Below are 17,508 nucleotides of genomic sequence, written 5' to 3' on the forward strand. Positions count from 1 at the left end.
TTACCGGGCTGGGGGGCCTGTGTTTAGCGCTGCTGTTTAACGCTGCGCGGAGTCTTGCGCCGAGGCGGCCCGCTGGGCGGCCTCCCAGTCCACGCCGCCCCCTTCGCAGGAGCCATTCAGCGAGCAGCTGCCGCAGGCCTGGCCGCTCGCGCACGCATCCGCGCTCACCGTGCCAGCCTTGGCGCCGGAGCCCGCAGCCTGACCAGCGCTAATGCCAGCACCCTGATCTGCGCCAACGCCAGAGCCGTCGGAACAGCAAGCGCCAGCGGAGTCGGAGCCGGCGGCTGCCTCGCTGGAATCGGAGCAGCAGGAGGCCGAGGTGGCGTCGCCACTAGAGCAACAAGAAGAATCGGCGGCCTCGGCTTGGGCGGCACGAGCATCCAGGCGCGCGACGGTGTGGGCGCCTAGCGCGGAGCCCAGGCCGATCAGGAAAACGGCGCCGACCAGCAACAACGCAAAGACGAGCCACATCCAACCGCTCACCTTCAGGGTGATCAGCGCCGCACCGAGGAACGCCACACCCGCGCCCATCCAGGCCGGGCCGACGATGCGGTGCGCGGTGTTCCAGAGCTCCTGGGACTTGCGGACCTCCGGAACTCGCAGGCCAACGACGGGGTTACCCGGCAACTTCCCCACGGCCCCCAACAGTCCCGCCACGAAAAAGACGAGCCCCACGATTACCAACACAACGGTCAATACGATCATGCGAAACAGTCTATTACCGCAGGTGGTCAACAAGCCAAACGCAATAACGTGCCCTGTCCGGGCGACCTACTAGACTGTAAAACCATGACGAACGGCAGCACTGAAGACAATTCCTACCGCTACACTCCTGACCTCGCGGCCAGGATTGAGGCCAAGTGGCAGAAGCACTGGGCCGACAACGGCACGTTTAACGCCCCGAACCCCACGGGCGACCTTGCGGAGCCGGGCGCGGAGCTGCCGGAAGACCGCAAGTTTATCCAGGACATGTTCCCCTACCCCTCGGGCGTGGGCCTGCACGTCGGCCACCCGCTGGGCTACATCGGCACGGACGTGTTCGCGCGCTTCCACCGTATGAAGGGCGCGAATGTCCTGCACACGCTGGGTTACGATGCGTTCGGCCTGCCCGCCGAGCAGTATGCCGTGCAGACGGGTACCCACCCGCGCACCACGACGATGTCCAACATCTCCAACATGGAGCGCCAGCTGGGCCGCCTGGGTCTGGGCCACGATAAGCGGCGCAGTATCGCCACCACGGACACGGACTATTACCGCTGGACGCAGTGGATCTTCCTGCAGATTTACAACTCCTGGTTCGATCCGGAGGCAAAGAACGCGAACGGCACGCTGGGCAAGGCGCGCCCGATCGCGGAGCTAGAGGAAAAGCTGGCGGCCGAGCGTGCCGACTGGGCGGATCTCAGCGCCGCCGAGAAGCAGGAGATCCTGGATAGCCACCGTCTGGTGTACCGCTCGAACTCCACGGTGAACTGGTGCCCGGGCCTGGGCACGGTGCTGGCGAACGAGGAGGTCACGGCCGAGGGCCGTTCGGAGCGCGGAAACTTCCCGGTCTTCCGCAAGAACCTGCAGCAGTGGATGATGCGCATCACCGCATACTCCGATCGCCTGATCGACGATCTGGAGTACCTGGACTGGCCGGAGAAGGTGAAGTCCATGCAACGCAACTGGATCGGCCGTTCCCGCGGTGCAGAGGTCACCTTCGACTGCCAGGGTCACGACATCGATGTGTTCACTACCCGCCCGGATACGCTCTTCGGCGCGACGTACATGGTGCTGGCCCCGGAGCACGAGCTGGTGGATACACTCGTCGCGCAGTCCGGTGGTTCTTCTGCGGGTGATGACGCCTACACGGATGTAGACCCACGGTGGACCTATGGGCAGGCGAACCCGACTGCTGCAGTGGAGGCATACCGTGCGGCAATCGCCGCCAAGTCCGACCTGGAGCGCCAGGAGAACAAGGAAAAGACGGGCGTTTTCCTGGGCGTTTACGCCACCAACCCGGTAAACGGGGCGCAGGTTCCGGTCTTCATCGCGGACTACGTGCTGACGGGCTATGGCACCGGCGCGATCATGGCCGTGCCGGCGCACGATACCCGTGACTTCGAGTTCGCCACCGAGTTCGGACTTCCGATCGTGCCGGTGGTCGCGGCGGAGGGCTCCCAGCAGGGTGCGGGTGATCAGGGTGCGGCGGCTGGCGAGCAGGGCGGCGCCGGCGTTGCGGCGGACGCTGAGCTGACCGAGGCATTCACCGAGGACGGTCTACACATCAACTCCAACAACTCCGACGGCCTGGAATTGAACGGCCTGGGCAAGGCGGAGGCCATCGACACGGCCATTGAGTGGCTGGAATCTCAGGGCAAGGGCAACGGCAAGATCCAGTACAAGCTGCGCGACTGGCTGTTCGCCCGCCAGCGCTACTGGGGCGAGCCCTTCCCCATCGTCTATGACGAGAACGGCGTGGCCCACGGCTTGCCGGAGGAGATGCTCCCCGTCGAGCTGCCAGAGGTGGAGGACTACAAGCCCGTTAGCTTCGACCCGGACGACAAGGACTCTGCACCGCAGCCCCCTCTGGCTAAGGCCAAGGAATGGGTCGAGGTCACCCTGGACCTCGGCGATGGCGAGAAGACCTACTACCGGGATACGAACGTTATGCCGCAGTGGGCGGGTTCCTCCTGGTATCAGCTGCGCTACATCGACCCGCACAACGACAACGCCCTGGTAGACATCGAAAACGAACGCTACTGGGTCGGCCCGCGCGAAGGCCGGCCCTCGGGCGGTGTGGACCTCTACGTCGGTGGCGTAGAGCACGCCGTGTTGCACCTGCTGTACGCCCGCTTCTGGCACAAGGTGCTGTTCGACCTGGGTGCAGTCTCCAGCTTCGAGCCCTACTACCGCCTCTACAACCAGGGCTACATTCAGGCCTATGCCTACACGGATTCCCGTGGCGTGTACGTCCCCGCGGACGAGGTCACCGAGCGCGACGGTAAGTTCTTCTGGGTTCGCAAGGCGGATGACGCTGAGGGCGTCACAAAGGAAGAAGAAGTATTCCAGGAATACGGCAAGATGGGCAAGTCCCTCAAGAACGCGGTCTCGCCCGACGAGATCTGCGACGATTACGGTGCGGATACCCTGCGCGTGTACGAGATGGCGATGGGGCCGCTCGACACGTCGCGCCCATGGGCCACGAAGGACGTGGTTGGCGCGCAGCGATTCCTGCAGCGCGCGTGGCGCCTCGCCGTCGACGAGGGCACGGGTGAAGGTTCTGTGAGCGATGACGCCCTCACGGATGATGACCTGAAGGCCCTGCACAGGACGATCGCGGGGGTTCACGAAAACTATGCAGAGCTGCGCGACAACACGGCCGTGGCGAAGCTCATCGAATACGTGAACTACCTGACGAAGACGTATTCCGCAGGTGCGGCTCCGCGGGCGGCCGTCGAGCCGCTGGTGCAGATGCTGGCACCGGTGGCGCCGCACATCGCCGAGGAAATGTGGGAGATCCTGGGGCACTCCGAGGGCATCACCTACGAGCCGTTCCCCGAGTGGGATGAGAAGTGGCTGGTGGATGACACCATCGAGCTGCCCGTGCAGGTGATGGGCAAGCTGCGCGGCCGTATTAACGTGGCGGCGGACGCTTCACGAGAGGAGATCGAGGCTGCCGCGCTGGAAGAGCCGAATGTGGCCTCGCACATCGAGGGTAAGACGGTGGCGAAGATTATCGTGGTGCCGGGCAAGATGGTGAACGTCGTCGCAAAATAACCGCTGCACGGCGCCGCCGGGGGCGCCGGGGGGCGCTGCCTTCCACCCACCGATGCCGCCGGGGGCGCTGCCTTCCACCTACCGATCTTTTCTGCCGTGTCTACTGCGCTGCCCGCCGCCCACCTTCTAGGGCGTGGATCGAAGTCGAGGGCATTTAAAGCGCCGTATCCAATACGAGGGGGGTTAAATGCGCTCACAACGTCACGGCGGTGCCTCCGAAGGTTTTCCGGAGGTTTGTGAGCTCGGCACCTTTCACGCGCTGACGGCACGATAGAGGTGTTGCAGAGGCGTAGGGAGGTGTAGGGCGGCGTAGGAAGGTGCAGCTGAGGTGTAAAGAGGTGCAGCCGAGGCGTAAATGTCCCAAATTCTACGTCTTAGAATATAACTATTCTATTTCCGCAGGTCAGAGAGCCGTGAATTTTTGCTTCAAAACTGCTACTTCCAATAACTCGTAGATTTTGGACATTTCTCACTGGCCGCGCACAGTCTTGGCGGAAGCGGGGTTCCGGTGCCGGGGTTGCGGTCCTGCACAGCAACGGGAGCGGGGTTGCGGTCCTGCACAGCAACGGGAGCGGGGTTGCGGTCCTGCACAGCAACGGAAGCGGGGTTGCGGTCCTGCACAGCAACGGGAACGGGAGGCCGTCGGAGGCGTGGAGCGTGTGGGCTAGAGGTTGTGAGCTCGAGACTGCGGGCTAGAGGATACGAGCCCGAGACTGTGGGCCAGAGGTTGCGGGCCGGAAACTGTGGGCTAGAGGTTGTGGTCGAGGATGAGGTACGCGCCCACCGAAGTAATCCAGGCCATGCAGAACGGCATAATGAACCAAATCACAGCAATCCACGGACGCCAGCGCTGATGGGTCTTCCACTTGCGGTAAGTGATGAAAGCCGAGCCGAACAGGCCAAAGAACGCCACCGAGGTGGGGACGATGGCGAACAGTAGCTGGAAAGTGCGGCTGCATAGCTGAGCGGAAGAGTCCGCCTCGCAGTAGGGGCCTCCGACAGCCTTGGAAGCACCCCAGATCACCAGCGCAGACAGTGTCGTTGTGACGATCACGCCGATAAAGAACCAGATGGCCTGGCGAGTGGACTTGTTGTTGCGCTCCAGGCGAAGCAGCGGATCGGCTTCGTAATCCAGCTCGGTGGGAGCGCCGGGGCTATCCAGGTCGGACGTGTCGGGCCGGGGGCCCGCAGACACAGAACCGTCGGGCTGGGAACCCACAGGCAGAGAGCCGTCGAGCCGGGAATCCGCAGACGCAGAACCGTTGGGCCGGGAACTCGCAGACACAGAACCGTCGGGCTGAGACAGAGGATCCGGGTTATCAGCAGGTGAGGGGTCGTTGTTCAAACCATCAGTGCTCATAATGACCTCAAATTTACACGTCCCCGGCGCCTATTCAGAACCCCGCGCTCACCACGTACACACTCACCACCTACTCGCGCAGCACCCAGTGTTTGTTAGACCCAGTGTTAGCCCCTTTGCTAAAGGGAACCCCGCGCGGGCGCCGGTGCATCGCTGGTCTTGGGGTGCACCCTTGCCGTGGCGTTAGGGAACCCCGCACGGGCGCCGGTGCACCCCGCACGAGGACGTTAGACAGTGCTCAGCAGCACCGGCACCGGGCTGTGGCGCAGGATCTGATTCGTCGACGGGCCGATGAACACGCGGTGGAAGCCACCCAGCGTGCTGGAACCCATCACCAGCAGGTCGCCCTTCTTCCACTTCAGGGCGTTTATTGCGCCGGACCATCCGTAGCCGCTGCCAACCTCCATCTGTACAGTCAGATCGCCGTGCCGGTTCAGCGCGCGATCCCGCCCGCGATCCAGCAGCGCCAGCGCCTGCTCGCGCCACTCAACCAGCATGTCCGAGTTGTCGATGAACTCCGTCTCCGTCGGGTACATCGTCGCCCCGCGTGGGCTAAACGCCACCAGGCGCAGCGGCACATTCCATCGGTGTGCCAGGTCGGCCGCGCGACGCAGGGCCTCGTGCGACTGGTCGGTGTCGATGTAACAGCAATTGACCCTGGTAACGCCACGTTTCGACAACTTCGGCGTCCGCGGAGCCAACAGTAGTGGCAGCGGGGCGTAGTGCAATAGTGCGTCCGCCGTCGAGCCAATGCGAAAACGAGAGTGCGGCGCGGCGGGATGGGAGCCCAAGATCATCATGTCGGCGTTGAATTCGGCGGCGGCGTCGATAAGAGCCTTCGTCTCCGAGTGATCGACAGTAACAGTGGAGGGCTCGTCTGCGTCCAGCATCGCCTCCGGCAACTTGGCCAGAGCCAGCGCTTTCTGCGCGGCGGAGGAAACGGCCTTGGATTCCTCGTCGATCCATTCGGAGTAGTTCGAGAACTCAAGCTCCGGCTGCGCTGTCCAGGAACGCGAAATCACAGTGGCGGTGCGCAGGGCGATGGTCTCCGTGCGGCCGAGCCAGGCTGCGACCTGCGCGGCCTCGTCGCCTGCGGATTCCGGGCGCCACGTGAGAAGTAGGCGGAGGGGGGTGCCGGAGGTGCGGGGGCCGTCGGAGTTAGGGGTGTTGCTCAAGGAAGATTGCTCGCTAGCTCCAGCTTTAGCGCTGGTCGTTGTTCAGCTTTGCCTCTATAGCTTCAGTGTAGCGGCGCAGTACCAGCTCGATGACAGAGGTGGCGTCTGCGACTTCCTTGAGCTCCTCGTCGCTGAGGCTTTCCAGCATGCTGGCCAGCTGTTGCGCGCGCTCTTCACCCAGGCGGCGGAGCTCCTCGCGCCCCTTGTCGGTGAGGGCGACGCTCACGCCACGGCGATCGGAAGTGTCGCGCACGCGGGTGACCAAGTCCATCGTCTCCAGCTGATTCACCGCGTTAGAGGCGGTGGGCATGCGGATCGTCTCGGTGGCCGCGATCTGGCTAATGCGCATCGGGCCGTTTTCTTCGAGGATCATGAGGATCGATAGCTGCGCCATGCTGATGTGGGAGTTCTCCGTCTGGCGGAAGTACAGCAGGTACAGCCGCGTCAACGGGAGGCGCAATTCCTTGGCGATTTCGAGAGGTGTGGAAGCCATAGGTACTAAAATACAACAGTTTTGCAAGTAAACTCTCACGAGGGGCGCTTAACGCCCGGGTTTTGCCCCCGCGTTTGGGCAGCGTATGCCGGTGACCCCCGCCATTGCAAAGCCATGCACCGGCACACGATGCTCGCTGCTCTCGCGGGCGCGTCGTTAAGCGCCGTTGATGAATTCCTCCAGCTGCGCCCGTGCGACGTCGTCCGGCAGCTGCACCGGCGGGGACTTCATCAGGTAGCTCGAGGCCGCGTCGACGGGGCCTGCCACTCCCCTGTCCAGCGCGATCTTCGCCGCACGCACTGCGTCGATGATGATGCCCGCGGAGTTCGGGGAGTCCCAGACCTCCAGCTTGTACTCCAGGTTTAGCGGCACCTCGCCGAAGGCGGAACCTTCCAGGCGAACGTAGGCCCACTTGCGGTCGTCCAGCCACTCCACGTAGTCGGACGGGCCGATGTGGACGTTACGGTCGTGCACCTTGCCCGCCAGCGGGCTGTCGTTCAGGTTGGAGGTCACGGCCTGAGTCTTGGAAATCTTCTTGGATTCCAGGCGGTCGCGATCCAGCATGTTCTTGAAGTCCATGTTGCCGCCGACGTTCAGCTGCATGGTGCGCTCCAGGCGCACGCCGCGCTCTTCGAATAGACGTGCCAGCACGCGGTGGGTGATGGTCGCGCCGACCTGAGACTTAATGTCGTCGCCGACGATCGGCAGACCCGCTGAGCGGAACTTCTCGGCCCACTCGGGGTCAGAGGCGATGAACACCGGCAGGGCGTTTACGAAGGCACAGCCTGCGTCGATGGCGCACTGCGCGTAGAAGCGGTCGGCCTCTTCGGAACCGACGGGTAGGTAGCTGACTAGTACGTCCACCTCTGCGTCGCGTAGCGCCTGCGGCACATCGACGGGCTCTGCGTCGGATTCGGTGATGCTTTCCTGGTAGTGGCGGCCTAGGCCGTCGAAGGTGTGGCCACGTTGCACGGTCACGCCGGTGTGTGGCACGTCAGCGATTTTGATGGTGCAGTTCATGCCGGCGTCGATGGCCTCGGAGACGTCCTTGCCGACCTTGTCGGCATCCACATCGAAGGCAGCGGTCACGCGCACGTCGCCGACCGAGTAGGGGCCGAACTGGGTGTGCATGAGGCCGGGGACGTTCTGGGACGCGGTGGCGTCTGAATAAAGGTGAATTCCTTGGATCAGCGAGGTCGCACAGTTGCCGAGCCCCACGATTGCGATGTTGCAAGTTTTAGTTGTCATGCGGACAACGCTAGGGGGCGAGGCTCCTACATCTGTTCTTCGTGGGCAGGTTAACCGATCAAGCCGGGCGGGTGTATCGATTAAGTTTGTGCGCGGTGGGGGTTGTCCGTGCCGTGTTTAGAATGTGGGTGTGTCGATTTCGCGAAGGGTTATTGATAGGTCGCTCGATCGCCGTCGCACTTTGTCTCAGGTGCATGGGGCCGGGCGCTTTGTTGGCGACGCCACCCCGCGGCTCCTTTCTACTGCGGAAGTTCTAGGCCGTGCAGTCGACCGCCCGTGTCCGGTGTGTGGGAGGCATGATTTAAGGGAAACGCAGTGGATTCATGGCGATCCATTAGGTGAAAAGTCAGGTACAGCGCGTAGTGTAAGAGAGATCAATGGTGTTATTGAGGCACTAGTGAAAGTACAGCAGGATGCTGAGTTTTCGATACACACCGTTGAAGTGTGCATGAAGTGTAGATGGAATCACTTGATCCGAGAAGAGCTGATCGGAATCACGATCGATAATCAGGAGACTCGTCTAGTTGAGTAGCGACAAGCCGTCCAAGAATCCCTTTTCCCGCGGTGGGTCCGGTAACTCCGGCGCTGGTCGTGGCGGACAGCGGAAGCCGGGGCAGCCGGGCAAGCCTGGCCAGACCGGCCAGCGCCGTGCCGCGCAGGGCCAGGGGCAGCCGGGCAGGCGCCGGGCTGTGAATGGCAAGCCGCCGCAGGGTCAGCCGGGTAAGAGCCGCGCCGCCCAGGGCAAGCCGGGCAAGCCTGGCCAGACCGGCCAGCGCCGTGCTGCGCAGGGTCAGGGCAAGCCTGGGCAGAGCCGTAGTGCTCAGGCTGGTATGTCTGGCCAGGCGGGCCAGCGCCGTGCCGCCAGCGGTAGGCCGGTGCCCGGAAAGTCGGGGCACGGCAGGCCGGAACAGCGCCGTTCGGCGCAGGAGCGCCCTACACAGGGGCGTCCAACTCAGGGTCGTGGCTCAAAGCCGGTGAAGTCCGGTGGCGCCCGTCGTGCTGGTGCCGCAGCGGGAGCTGGGGCTGGTGCTGCGGGGGCGGCGGCGTCACAAAAGAAGAGGCCGCAGAACAATGGACCGCAGACTCGCGTGAAAAAGAATGGAACCCGCTCTGTGGGCGATGGAAAGCTGAAGGCAAGAACTCGCAAAAAGCGCAGCTGGCGCGACAAGCGCACCCTGCGTAACTTCTTCGCGGGTCTGGCCGCCGTGATGGCAGTACTGATTATTGTGCCGCTGGTGGCCTTCTTTACGGCGTATTCGGTAACGAAGGTGCCGGAGCCGGAAGAGCTGGTGAACAACCAGATTTCCTACATTATGGCGAGCGACAGCAACACCGAGCTGGCACGCATCGTGCCGCCGGAGGGCAACCGCCAGAACATCAAGCTCGACGAGGTGCCGATGCCGGTCCGCCAGGCCGTGCTGGCCGCCGAGGACCGCGAGTTCTACAGCAACCCCGGTTTCTCGATCACCGGCTTCGGCCGTGCGGCGATTGGCCAGGTGCTTGGGCGCGAGGGTGCCGGTGGTGGTTCGACCATCACCCAGCAGTACGTGAAGAACGCACTGGTGGGCGACGAATTTAGCCTCACCCGTAAGGCCAAGGAGCTGGTGATCTCCGCGAAGATGGCGCGCGAATGGTCGAAGGACGAGATCCTGGAGGCCTACCTGAACACCATCTACTTCGGGCGCAATGCCTACGGCATCAGTGCGGCCTCGAATGCGTACTTCGGCAAGGAAGTTAAAGATCTCACGCCGGAGGAAGGCGCCGTGCTGGCCGCGACGATCCAGGCACCATCCAGCCTGGACCCATGGACGAACCGCGAGCGCGCGGAATCCCGCTGGAATTACGTGCTGGACGGCATGGTCAGCATCGACGCGATGAAGGAAGCCGACCGTAAGAAGGCTGCCTACCCGAAGGTGAAGGACCCGGCCGAGACTGCCGTGAACACGCAGGCCTCCGGCACTAATGGGCTCATCAAGACGAAGGTCATTGAAGAGCTCGAGCAAGCCGGCATCACCGAGGAACAGGTGAACACGGGTGGCCTGAAGATCACCACGACCATCGACGCGAAGATGCAGGCCGATGCGGTAGATGAGATTCATAAGAAGCTAGAAGGCCAGCAAGAGAACCTGCGCACCGCCGTGGTTTCGGTAGACCCGAAGACCGGTGGCGTGCGCTCCTGGTATGGCGGAGACGACCCGGTGGGCTTCGACTTTGCCGGGGCGGGCCTGCAGACCGGTTCTACCTTCAAGATCCTGGCGCTGGCCGCGTACCTGGATCAGGGTGGCAGCATCTACGATCAGTTCGACTCCTCCCCCGTTATGACCGGCGACGCCCAGGTGACCAACGTGGGCGGTGCCAGCTGCGGCACATGTAGCATCGCCGAGGCACTCAAACAGTCGCTGAACACCAGCTTCATTCGCCTGTCCCAATCCCTGAAGGACGGCCCGCAAGATGTTGCCGACATGGCGCACCGGCTGGGTGTGGCGGAGGAACTGCCAGGCGTGGGTAAGACCCTGCAGGAAAAGAACGGCAAGCCGGCGGAGGGCATCACCCTGGGTATGTACCAATCCAGCCCGCTAGACATGGCTACTGCCTTGGCCACCCTAACCAACGGCGGTACCTACCACCGGCCGCACTTCGTGGAAAAGGTGGAAAACTCCAACGGCGATGTGCTGCTGGATAACACCAACGACGACGGCGACCGCGTGGTTTCTGAGGAAGTCGCCAACGGAGTGATCCAGGCGATGCAGCCCATCGCGGCGTACTCCAACGGCAACGTGTTGGCCGGTGGCCGGCCGTCGGCCGCTAAGACCGGTACCGCTCAGCTGGGTGATACCGGCGAGAACAAGGATGCCTGGATGCTCGGCTCCACCCCGCAGCTGTCCACCGCAGTCTGGGTCGGCACCGGCGACGGCAAGCCCATCCACAACAGCTACGGCGGCGTGATGTACGGTGCCGGCCTGCCCGCTCAGATCTGGAAGGGCGTGCTGGACCGCCAGCTGGAAGGCAAGGAGATCGAGCAGTTCAACACCAGCGCGGCAGCATCCTCCGGCAACAGCGGCGGATACGTCGGTGGCGGCGCAGTCGAGCCGCAGCCCGAGGCAAATGTGCAGGAACAGGCCGAGCCGGAAGCCCCGGAATCGGTTCAGCCAGCGCCGGCCCCGCGCCCCGAGCCACGGCGCCCCGCCCCACAGGGCGGCAACCCTCCGCAGAATAACGATTTACAAGACCTGATTGATGGACTCCTTAACCCGTAGGAAGACCAGCGCTAGCCAGCGCGTCCAGCCCTCCCGCACCGAGCCGCTGGCACGCGGATTCGTCCGCTTCATCGGCGGCCCACCCGGCGCCCACGCCCTGATCGGCCGGGCCAAGTGGTGGACTCCCCTGCGCGTGCTGCTGGCCACCGCCGCCACCTTCCTGGTGTTCGGCTGGCTCCAGAAAGCACAGTGCATCCGCACGGGGTTCACCGCGGAGGGCGAGACCTACGTGGACTGGTCCGGGAAGCGCCAATTCACCTCAGCCTGCTACTCCGACACAATCTCGCTGTGGAGCAGCCACGGGCTTAATAACCTCGACTTCCCCTACTTCACCTCCTTCGACGCCGACGGTGTAACGCGGTACATGGAATACCCCGTGCTCACCGGCCTGTACCAATGGCTCGTGGCGGCAATCGCCCAGCCGGTGCAGGTGGTGTGGGACATGCTTCCCCTGCCACAGGCTGCGCCAGTCGCCATCTATTTCGGCGTGAACGCATTCTTCCTGGCCCTGTTTTGGCTGATCGCCACCGGCCTGATGACGAAACTCACCGGAAACCGGGTGTGGGACACGGTGCTGATGGCCGCCTCTCCCCTGGTTTTCGTCCACGCCTTCACCAACTTCGACCTGCTGGCCTGCGCCGCCGCCGTCGCCATCTTTAGCTTCTGGGCCAACCGGCGCCCCGGCTGGGCGGGCGTGGCCACCGGTGTTGGCGTGGCGCTGAAGCTGTGGCCCGCATTCGTCGGTGGCGCGCTGATCTTGCTGTGCCTGCGCCAGCGCGCCTGGGTTCCGCTGGCAAAGCTGGTCGGCTGGACGCTCGGCAGCTGGCTGATAGTGAACCTGCCGATCATGATCCTCGCCCCGCGCGGCTGGTCAGAGTTCTTTAAGCTGAACTCCGAACGCGGCTGGGAGGGCTCAACGATCTACGCCGTCGTTGCGCACATCATGGGTAATGACGCCTGGAACGGCGTCTCCCCTTCTCAGGCCGTCGACGGCGCGAGCGCCCTGAACCTGCTGACAGGCGTACTGCTGCTGGTGGCGCTTCTGGCCCTGGCCTGGCTGGTAATCTTCGCCGCGCCGCAAACCCCGCGCGTGGGTCAAGTGGCATTCCTGGCAACGCTGGCATTCATGATGACGAACAAGGTGTGGAGCCCCCAGTACTCCATCTGGCTGGTGCCGTTGCTGGTGCTGGCGCTTCCTCGCTGGCGATTGGTCTTTAGCTGGGCGGCGCTGGAGACTGTGTACTGGTACCTGCGCATGTGGCAGTTCCTGCCCGCTAACCAGGCCGCGCCGGACTGGCTGGTCGATACCGTGACCATCGTTCGGCTGGCACTGCTGGGCTTCATGGCGGTACTGGTAGTTCGCCAGATCCTGGGCCGCAGTCCGGATCCGATTCGCCAGGCGCATGGCGGCCGCGACCCGCTGGCCGGAGTGCTGCAGCCGGCAGATGCGTCGGCTGGCGGTCAGACCACGGAGTCGGCGCGCACTGAGCCGCAGCGCACGGAGCCGGCGTGTACAGAGCCGCAGCGCACGAAACCACAGTCTGCGGAACCGGTGCGCGAGAACGGGAATGGTTCTGGCGGAGAAGTGGGCGTCCAAAAGAAAGAGAGCAACGATGGATAACGCGACCGTTTTGATCACCATGGCCAGCGTGCTGGTCGGATTCCTATTCTTCGGTGGCAGCTTCGCGAGCTTTATGTACGGCAAGTCGAAGAAACAGGTGTGGACGTTGTTCTGCATCGCCATCGTGTTTCTGACGATCGTGCCGGTGAGCTTGGCGGTATTCGTCGCTGCGTAGTGGGGGTGCACGGGGGCATTTCTTAAATCGGCAAGGTACCAGGTAGGCTGGGAACGTTGCTGACGCAACGACCCTCCTGCCATGCCCAAAAGGGGTATGGCCGAAACACAAGACCATAGGAGGTGATGAGGTCCGTGCGTCAATACGAGATGATGATCATCATCGACCCTTCCCAGGATGAACGCACCGTTGCCCCGTCGCTGGACAAGTACTTGGATATTGTCCGCAAGGAAAACGGTTCCGTGGAAAAGGTTGATATCTGGGGCAAGCGTCGCCTCGAGTACCCGATCAACAAGAAGGACGAGGGCATCTACGTTGTTCTCGACCTGAAGTGTGAGTCGGCTACCGTGCTGGAAATTGACCGCCTGCTCAACATCAACGACCAGATTCTGCGCACCAAGGTGCTGCGGAAGGACCAGTAGCCCGAATCGCCAATAGACGGTGAGCTACAGGCTCCAAACGGACTGTACAGGCACGTTAAAACCACTAACCTATACACCGTAAGCACTGCAGAACCACTAGGGCCTCTTTTTATTGACGCCCACACGTCACCACACAAAGTTAGGAAAGAAACATGGCACAGGGAGATACCCAAATCACCGTGGTCGGCAACATCGTTGCAGATCCGGAACTGCGCTACACCCCCAACGGGGCAGCAGTGGCAAACTTCCGCGTAGCCTCTACGCCCCGTCGCTACGACCAGCAGGCTGGTCAGTTCGTCGACGGCGAGCCGCTGTTCCTGACCTGCAATGTGTGGCGCCAACCTGCCGAGAACGTGGCAAACAGCCTGAACAAGGGCGACCGCGTAATCGTCACCGGCCGACTGCGCCAGCGCTCCTACGAGGATCGCAACGGCGAGCGCCGTACCGTCTTCGAGATTGAGGTTGAAGAGGTCGGCCCGTCCCTGCGCTTCGCTACCGCGGATATAAACAAGGCATTCCGCGGCGGCGGCCAGGGTAATGGCGGCAATGGTGGCTTCGGCAACCAGGGCGGTCAGGGTGGCCAGGGCGGCTTCGGTGGTAATGGCGGCAATGGTGGCAATGGTGGCTTCGGCAACCAGGGCGGCCAGGGTGGAAATGGTGCTCAGGGTAACCAGGGCCAGAACAACCAGGGCTTCGGTGGCCGTAACGCTGCCATGGACGATGACCCGTGGAACTCTGCCCCTCAGTCCGGTTTTGGTGATGGCGACGACGAGCCGCCATTCTGATCGGTTAGCTTGAAAGCTGCTGGTCAGCGTTAAATTTTTTGAAGATAATTGGTCAAACCAAAGCACAACGAAAGGCTGGATCATGAAGCTGATCCTCACCGCCAACGTTGACAACCTCGGTGTCCCCGGCGACATCGTAGAGGTCAAGGCTGGCTACGGACGTAACTACCTGCTTCCGCGCGGCTACGCAATCGTTGCTACCCGCGGCGCAGAGAAGCAGATCGAAGGAATTAAGCGCGCGCAGGAAGCACGACAGATTCGCGACCTGGATCACGCACGCGAGGTTAAGGAAGAGCTGGACAACCTGAGCGGCGTGACCATCGCGGTCCGCACGGCAGAGTCCGGCAAGATCTTCGGCTCCGTCACTGCAGATCAGATTGTTGATGCAGTGAAGAAGGCCAACGGTCGTTCCCTGGACAAGCACAGTATCAAGCTGCGTAAGGGCGATGTTAAGGCAACCGGCGTTTACTCTGTGGACGTTCAGCTGCACGACGGCATCGTTGCATCCCTGAGCTTCGAGGTCGTTTCCGCGTAACTTCGCCCGGCTTGGTCGGCGTTTCGGCGCTGCCTGGCTGGCATTTCGGTTGGCTTGGCTTTGCTGCGGGCTCCTGCGCCCTGTGCTTAGACACCACAGGTCGCGTTATTCGTGCCTAGACACCACGGATCAAGTGCCTAGTGTTAGACAGCACTGGCCGCGTGCTTAGACACCACGCGGTGGCATCCATACCTGGGAGCTGCGAAAAGAGCCGCTGAGCTGCGAAGATGCGCGTGCGACTATAACGCACCAGAAGAACTTAACTAAGACAACAGCAGGTTGAGGCCCCACGCATTCGTGCGTGGGGCCTTTTCCGTTGCCTGGTCGCTTCTGGCCGTTCCCCAGTAGCGTTCCCCGGTCGCTACTGGCCGTTCCCCAATAGCGTTGCCCGGATCTTGCCTGGCTGCCCTCGCCAGCGGCGCTAAATGTCAAGGAAGCCACAGTAGGGGGCGGCCGGTGGCTGGGTAGACCGCAGTAGGGGGTGGCCGGTGGCTGGGTAAACCACAGTAGGGGGCGGCCGGTGGCTGGGTAAACCACAGTAGGGGGCGGCCGGTGGCTGGGTAAACCACAGTACGCGGCACTAACTGTCGGAAAAGTTGCACTTCGTAGGGCTAAATGTCGGAAAAGTTGCAGAAACAAAAAACCCGTTAGTCTTGCGAGTCAGGTAAAAGGCTCTGACCAGCATGTTTGCTAATGTGGAAATGACTTGCAATAAGAAACTGCAACTTTTCCGACATTTAAGCCTTTGCCACACAGGATTCAGGCTGTGCGGGGCTGTCGGAGGGTCGAAATGTCGCCAGAGCGGGTATGCGTTAGCCCCCTGGGGCGCGCTCTGTAGTGCCAGAAGGTTCTGTTCCGAACCCAATCTACGGAGCTCAGCGCACATAGGGTGGCCTCCCAAGCACATAGGGTGGCCTCCCAAGTACCAGGCGCAGCCACTAAACCCGCAGTTCAGCGGCTCCACCACCGCCGGTGCCGGAGGCCAGCGGCGCCGCTGCCTCCAGCGCCTCCGCGCCGAATGCCATGTCGTGGGTATTATCCGCTCCAGTGTAGGTACGCCGCTCCTTGATGTAATCCTGCTCCATCCGCCACGGATCGCCGGCACCTTGGCGCGGCAGAGACCCAATGCTGCGCTGGATATATCCGCTGGACATCTCCAATAACGGCCGGTCAGCGGCCTCGCCGTCGGGAAGGACCGGGCACGCCCACTGCTCGCCGCGCGTATCCATGTCCTTCCACAGTTGCACCAAATACCGCGACGTCATATCCGCCCGCAGCGTCCACGACTGGTTCAAATAGCCAATGGTGTAGGAAAAGTTCGGCAGCCGGTTTGCCATCATCGCACGATAAGCCACCAGAGATTCGGTGGGGACTGGGGTGCCGTCTACGGAGAAGTGGGCGTCGCCAAAAGCAAGAAGCTGTAGACCCGTGGCGATCACCAGTACGTCCGACTCGATGTACCCGCCAGAGCGCAAGTGCACCCCACCTGCGTCGACGTGCGAGATGTGGTCGGTGACGACCCGGGCTCCATCGCGCACAGCCTTGAAGAAATCGCCGCCGGGGGACTTGCAGACGCGCTGATCCCACGGGCCGTACGGTGGTGTGAAGTTACGGCGGATCTCGTCGGCGGGCAGGTACATGCGGTTCCAACCGCGGAAGACTAGCTTCGCGATGGCGGGGAACGTCTGGCACAGGTGGTATTGGGCCATGTCGCGCCCGATGTGCAGGCTACGTGCCAGGCGATGGCCGAACGTGCCGGGCTCGGTGCTTAAGGCCAGGCCGACGAGGGTACTGATCGTGTCCGTTTCCGGCAGCGGGGCGATGTAGGTGGGCGTGCGCTGCAGCATGGTGACCTCCGCGCCCATGCCATGCAGCGCCGGGACCAGCGTAATTGCCGTTGCCCCCGAGCCGATCACCGTGACCTTTTTGCCGCGTACGTCGAGGTCGCGGGGCCATTGCTGGGGGTGTAGTGCGGTGCCTGCGAAGGTATGGACGCCTTCGATATCCGCCGTAAACCCTTCAGAGTGGCGGTAGTATCCGGTGGCGAAGTGGAGGCGGCGCGTCCACGTGGTGATGGTCGGCTGCTCGAGGCTGGCGGGATCGGTGCCCTCGGAGTTTGCGTGGCCTGGTCGGCCGACGCGCATGGCGACCTCCCACAAGCCGCAGTCCGTGTGGAAGTCCGCGGCCTGCACCCAGGTGGATAGTTGCAGGCGGTCGAGCATGCCGATCTCTTCGGCGGCTTCGTGGCAGTAGTCGCGGATCTGCTTGCCGGAGCCGAGGGTTCCCTTGTGGGGCCACTTTTTGAAAGGCAGGGAGAACGTGGCCATGTCGGAGTCTGAGCGGATGCCGGGGTATTGGAAGGTTGCCCAGGTTCCGCCGACGTCGTAGTTGGAGTCTACAGCTGCCCAGTTCCAGTGGGGGAAGTTCTTGGCTACGTGGTGGGCAATGTCGATTCCGGAGAGACCGGCGCCGACGATGAGGAGGTCGAGCGGGTGCTCCGGGGTGGTGGCTGCGAGGGCGGGGAGGGGAGTGGTGTTCATGGGGCACACGCTACTTCACAGGTCACAGGCGGTGTGGGAAAATCAATATTTTACTTCCCCTTAGAAAAACAGTCTTGAGGCCTGTGTAGAAGTCGAGTCTGGGCGTGGAGGTGAAGGTGAATAATGTGTGAATATTTT

The 17,508-nt window shown here is 62.7% G+C and carries 14 protein-coding genes; 8 read left to right on the forward strand and 6 right to left on the reverse strand.

The window, feature by feature from the left end; all coding sequences use genetic code 11:
* Positions 1-36 precede the first annotated feature (36 nt).
* Entirely contained in the window at positions 37-705 is a 669-nt protein-coding gene (locus ACKFRT_RS08695) for an SdpI family protein (RefSeq protein ID WP_408925011.1), read from the reverse strand.
* A gap of 84 nt (positions 706-789) precedes the next feature.
* Here ACKFRT_RS08695 and ACKFRT_RS08700 point away from each other — a divergent pair, with 84 nt between their 5' ends.
* Positions 790-3,759, forward strand: a complete 2,970-nt coding sequence (locus ACKFRT_RS08700; protein ID WP_408925012.1) for a leucine--tRNA ligase — start codon at positions 790-792, stop codon at positions 3,757-3,759.
* Positions 3,760-4,507: 748 nt separating this feature from the next.
* Here the strand turns inward: ACKFRT_RS08700 and ACKFRT_RS08705 are convergent.
* The 4 genes from ACKFRT_RS08705 to ACKFRT_RS08720 form a co-directional block, all read right to left on the reverse strand.
* Entirely contained in the window at positions 4,508-5,119 is a 612-nt protein-coding gene (locus tag ACKFRT_RS08705) for a hypothetical protein (protein WP_408925013.1), read from the reverse strand.
* Positions 5,120-5,346: 227 nt separating this feature from the next.
* On the reverse strand, positions 5,347-6,294 hold the full coding sequence (locus tag ACKFRT_RS08710) for a universal stress protein (protein WP_408925014.1): 948 nt from the start codon (positions 6,292-6,294) through the stop codon (positions 5,347-5,349).
* A gap of 25 nt (positions 6,295-6,319) precedes the next feature.
* Complete coding sequence (locus ACKFRT_RS08715; protein ID WP_296215859.1) at positions 6,320-6,787, reverse strand: MarR family winged helix-turn-helix transcriptional regulator; 468 nt, start codon at positions 6,785-6,787, stop codon at positions 6,320-6,322.
* A 156-nt stretch (positions 6,788-6,943) separates the two neighbouring features.
* A complete protein-coding gene (locus ACKFRT_RS08720) occupies positions 6,944-8,035 on the reverse strand; it encodes an inositol-3-phosphate synthase (protein ID WP_296215857.1) in 1,092 nt (363 codons plus the stop codon).
* A 190-nt stretch (positions 8,036-8,225) separates the two neighbouring features.
* On the opposite strand from ACKFRT_RS08720, the gene ACKFRT_RS08725 reads away from it, so the two are divergent.
* The 7 genes from ACKFRT_RS08725 to rplI all read left to right on the forward strand — a co-directional run bounded on the left by ACKFRT_RS08725 (position 8,226) and on the right by rplI (position 14,830).
* On the forward strand, positions 8,226-8,567 hold the full coding sequence (locus ACKFRT_RS08725; protein ID WP_408926088.1) for a DUF5318 family protein: 342 nt from the start codon (positions 8,226-8,228) through the stop codon (positions 8,565-8,567).
* Positions 8,560-11,292, forward strand: coding sequence for a transglycosylase domain-containing protein (locus ACKFRT_RS08730; RefSeq protein ID WP_408925015.1), 2,733 nt, complete (start codon positions 8,560-8,562; stop codon positions 11,290-11,292). The genes ACKFRT_RS08725 and ACKFRT_RS08730 overlap by 8 nt, the downstream gene beginning before the upstream one ends.
* Complete coding sequence (locus ACKFRT_RS08735; RefSeq protein WP_408925016.1) at positions 11,273-12,913, forward strand: glycosyltransferase family 87 protein; 1,641 nt, start codon at positions 11,273-11,275, stop codon at positions 12,911-12,913. Before ACKFRT_RS08730 ends, ACKFRT_RS08735 begins: the two co-directional genes overlap by 20 nt.
* Positions 12,906-13,088, forward strand: coding sequence for a hypothetical protein (locus ACKFRT_RS08740; protein WP_296215849.1), 183 nt, complete (start codon positions 12,906-12,908; stop codon positions 13,086-13,088). Before ACKFRT_RS08735 ends, ACKFRT_RS08740 begins: the two co-directional genes overlap by 8 nt.
* Before the next feature lie 134 nt (positions 13,089-13,222).
* The gene (rpsF, locus tag ACKFRT_RS08745; protein ID WP_011274321.1) at positions 13,223-13,510 is read left to right on the forward strand and encodes a 30S ribosomal protein S6; all 288 of its coding nucleotides are present in this window, start codon (positions 13,223-13,225) and stop codon (positions 13,508-13,510) included.
* A gap of 152 nt (positions 13,511-13,662) precedes the next feature.
* Positions 13,663-14,295, forward strand: coding sequence for a single-stranded DNA-binding protein (locus ACKFRT_RS08750; RefSeq protein ID WP_408925017.1), 633 nt, complete (start codon positions 13,663-13,665; stop codon positions 14,293-14,295).
* Positions 14,296-14,377: 82 nt separating this feature from the next.
* The gene (gene rplI / locus ACKFRT_RS08755; RefSeq protein WP_296215845.1) at positions 14,378-14,830 is read left to right on the forward strand and encodes a 50S ribosomal protein L9; all 453 of its coding nucleotides are present in this window, start codon (positions 14,378-14,380) and stop codon (positions 14,828-14,830) included.
* 938 nt (positions 14,831-15,768) lie between these two features.
* Here rplI and ACKFRT_RS08760 read toward each other — a convergent pair.
* On the reverse strand, positions 15,769-17,370 hold the full coding sequence (locus ACKFRT_RS08760) for a flavin-containing monooxygenase (protein ID WP_408925018.1): 1,602 nt from the start codon (positions 17,368-17,370) through the stop codon (positions 15,769-15,771).
* Positions 17,371-17,508: the final 138 nt, after the last annotated feature.

The sequence above is a fragment of the Corynebacterium jamesii genome (genome assembly GCF_046097395.1).
GTDB lineage: Bacteria > Actinomycetota > Actinomycetes > Mycobacteriales > Mycobacteriaceae > Corynebacterium.

Excerpts from the sequence above, each read along its gene's own strand:
- ACKFRT_RS08695 (WP_408925011.1), bottom strand. The coding sequence starts at position 705 with ATGATCGTATTGACCGTTGTGTTGGTAATCGTGGGGCTCGTCTTTTTC.
- ACKFRT_RS08700 (WP_408925012.1), top strand. The coding sequence starts at position 790 with ATGACGAACGGCAGCACTGAAGACAATTCCTACCGCTACACTCCTGAC.
- ACKFRT_RS08705 (WP_408925013.1), bottom strand. The coding sequence starts at position 5,119 with ATGAGCACTGATGGTTTGAACAACGACCCCTCACCTGCTGATAACCCG.
- ACKFRT_RS08715 (WP_296215859.1), bottom strand. The coding sequence starts at position 6,787 with ATGGCTTCCACACCTCTCGAAATCGCCAAGGAATTGCGCCTCCCGTTG.
- ACKFRT_RS08720 (WP_296215857.1), bottom strand. The coding sequence starts at position 8,035 with ATGACAACTAAAACTTGCAACATCGCAATCGTGGGGCTCGGCAACTGT.
- ACKFRT_RS08735 (WP_408925016.1), top strand. The coding sequence starts at position 11,273 with ATGGACTCCTTAACCCGTAGGAAGACCAGCGCTAGCCAGCGCGTCCAG.
- ACKFRT_RS08740 (WP_296215849.1), top strand. The coding sequence starts at position 12,906 with ATGGATAACGCGACCGTTTTGATCACCATGGCCAGCGTGCTGGTCGGA.
- ACKFRT_RS08750 (WP_408925017.1), top strand. The coding sequence starts at position 13,663 with ATGGCACAGGGAGATACCCAAATCACCGTGGTCGGCAACATCGTTGCA.
- rplI (WP_296215845.1), top strand. The coding sequence starts at position 14,378 with ATGAAGCTGATCCTCACCGCCAACGTTGACAACCTCGGTGTCCCCGGC.
- ACKFRT_RS08760 (WP_408925018.1), bottom strand. The coding sequence starts at position 17,370 with ATGAACACCACTCCCCTCCCCGCCCTCGCAGCCACCACCCCGGAGCAC.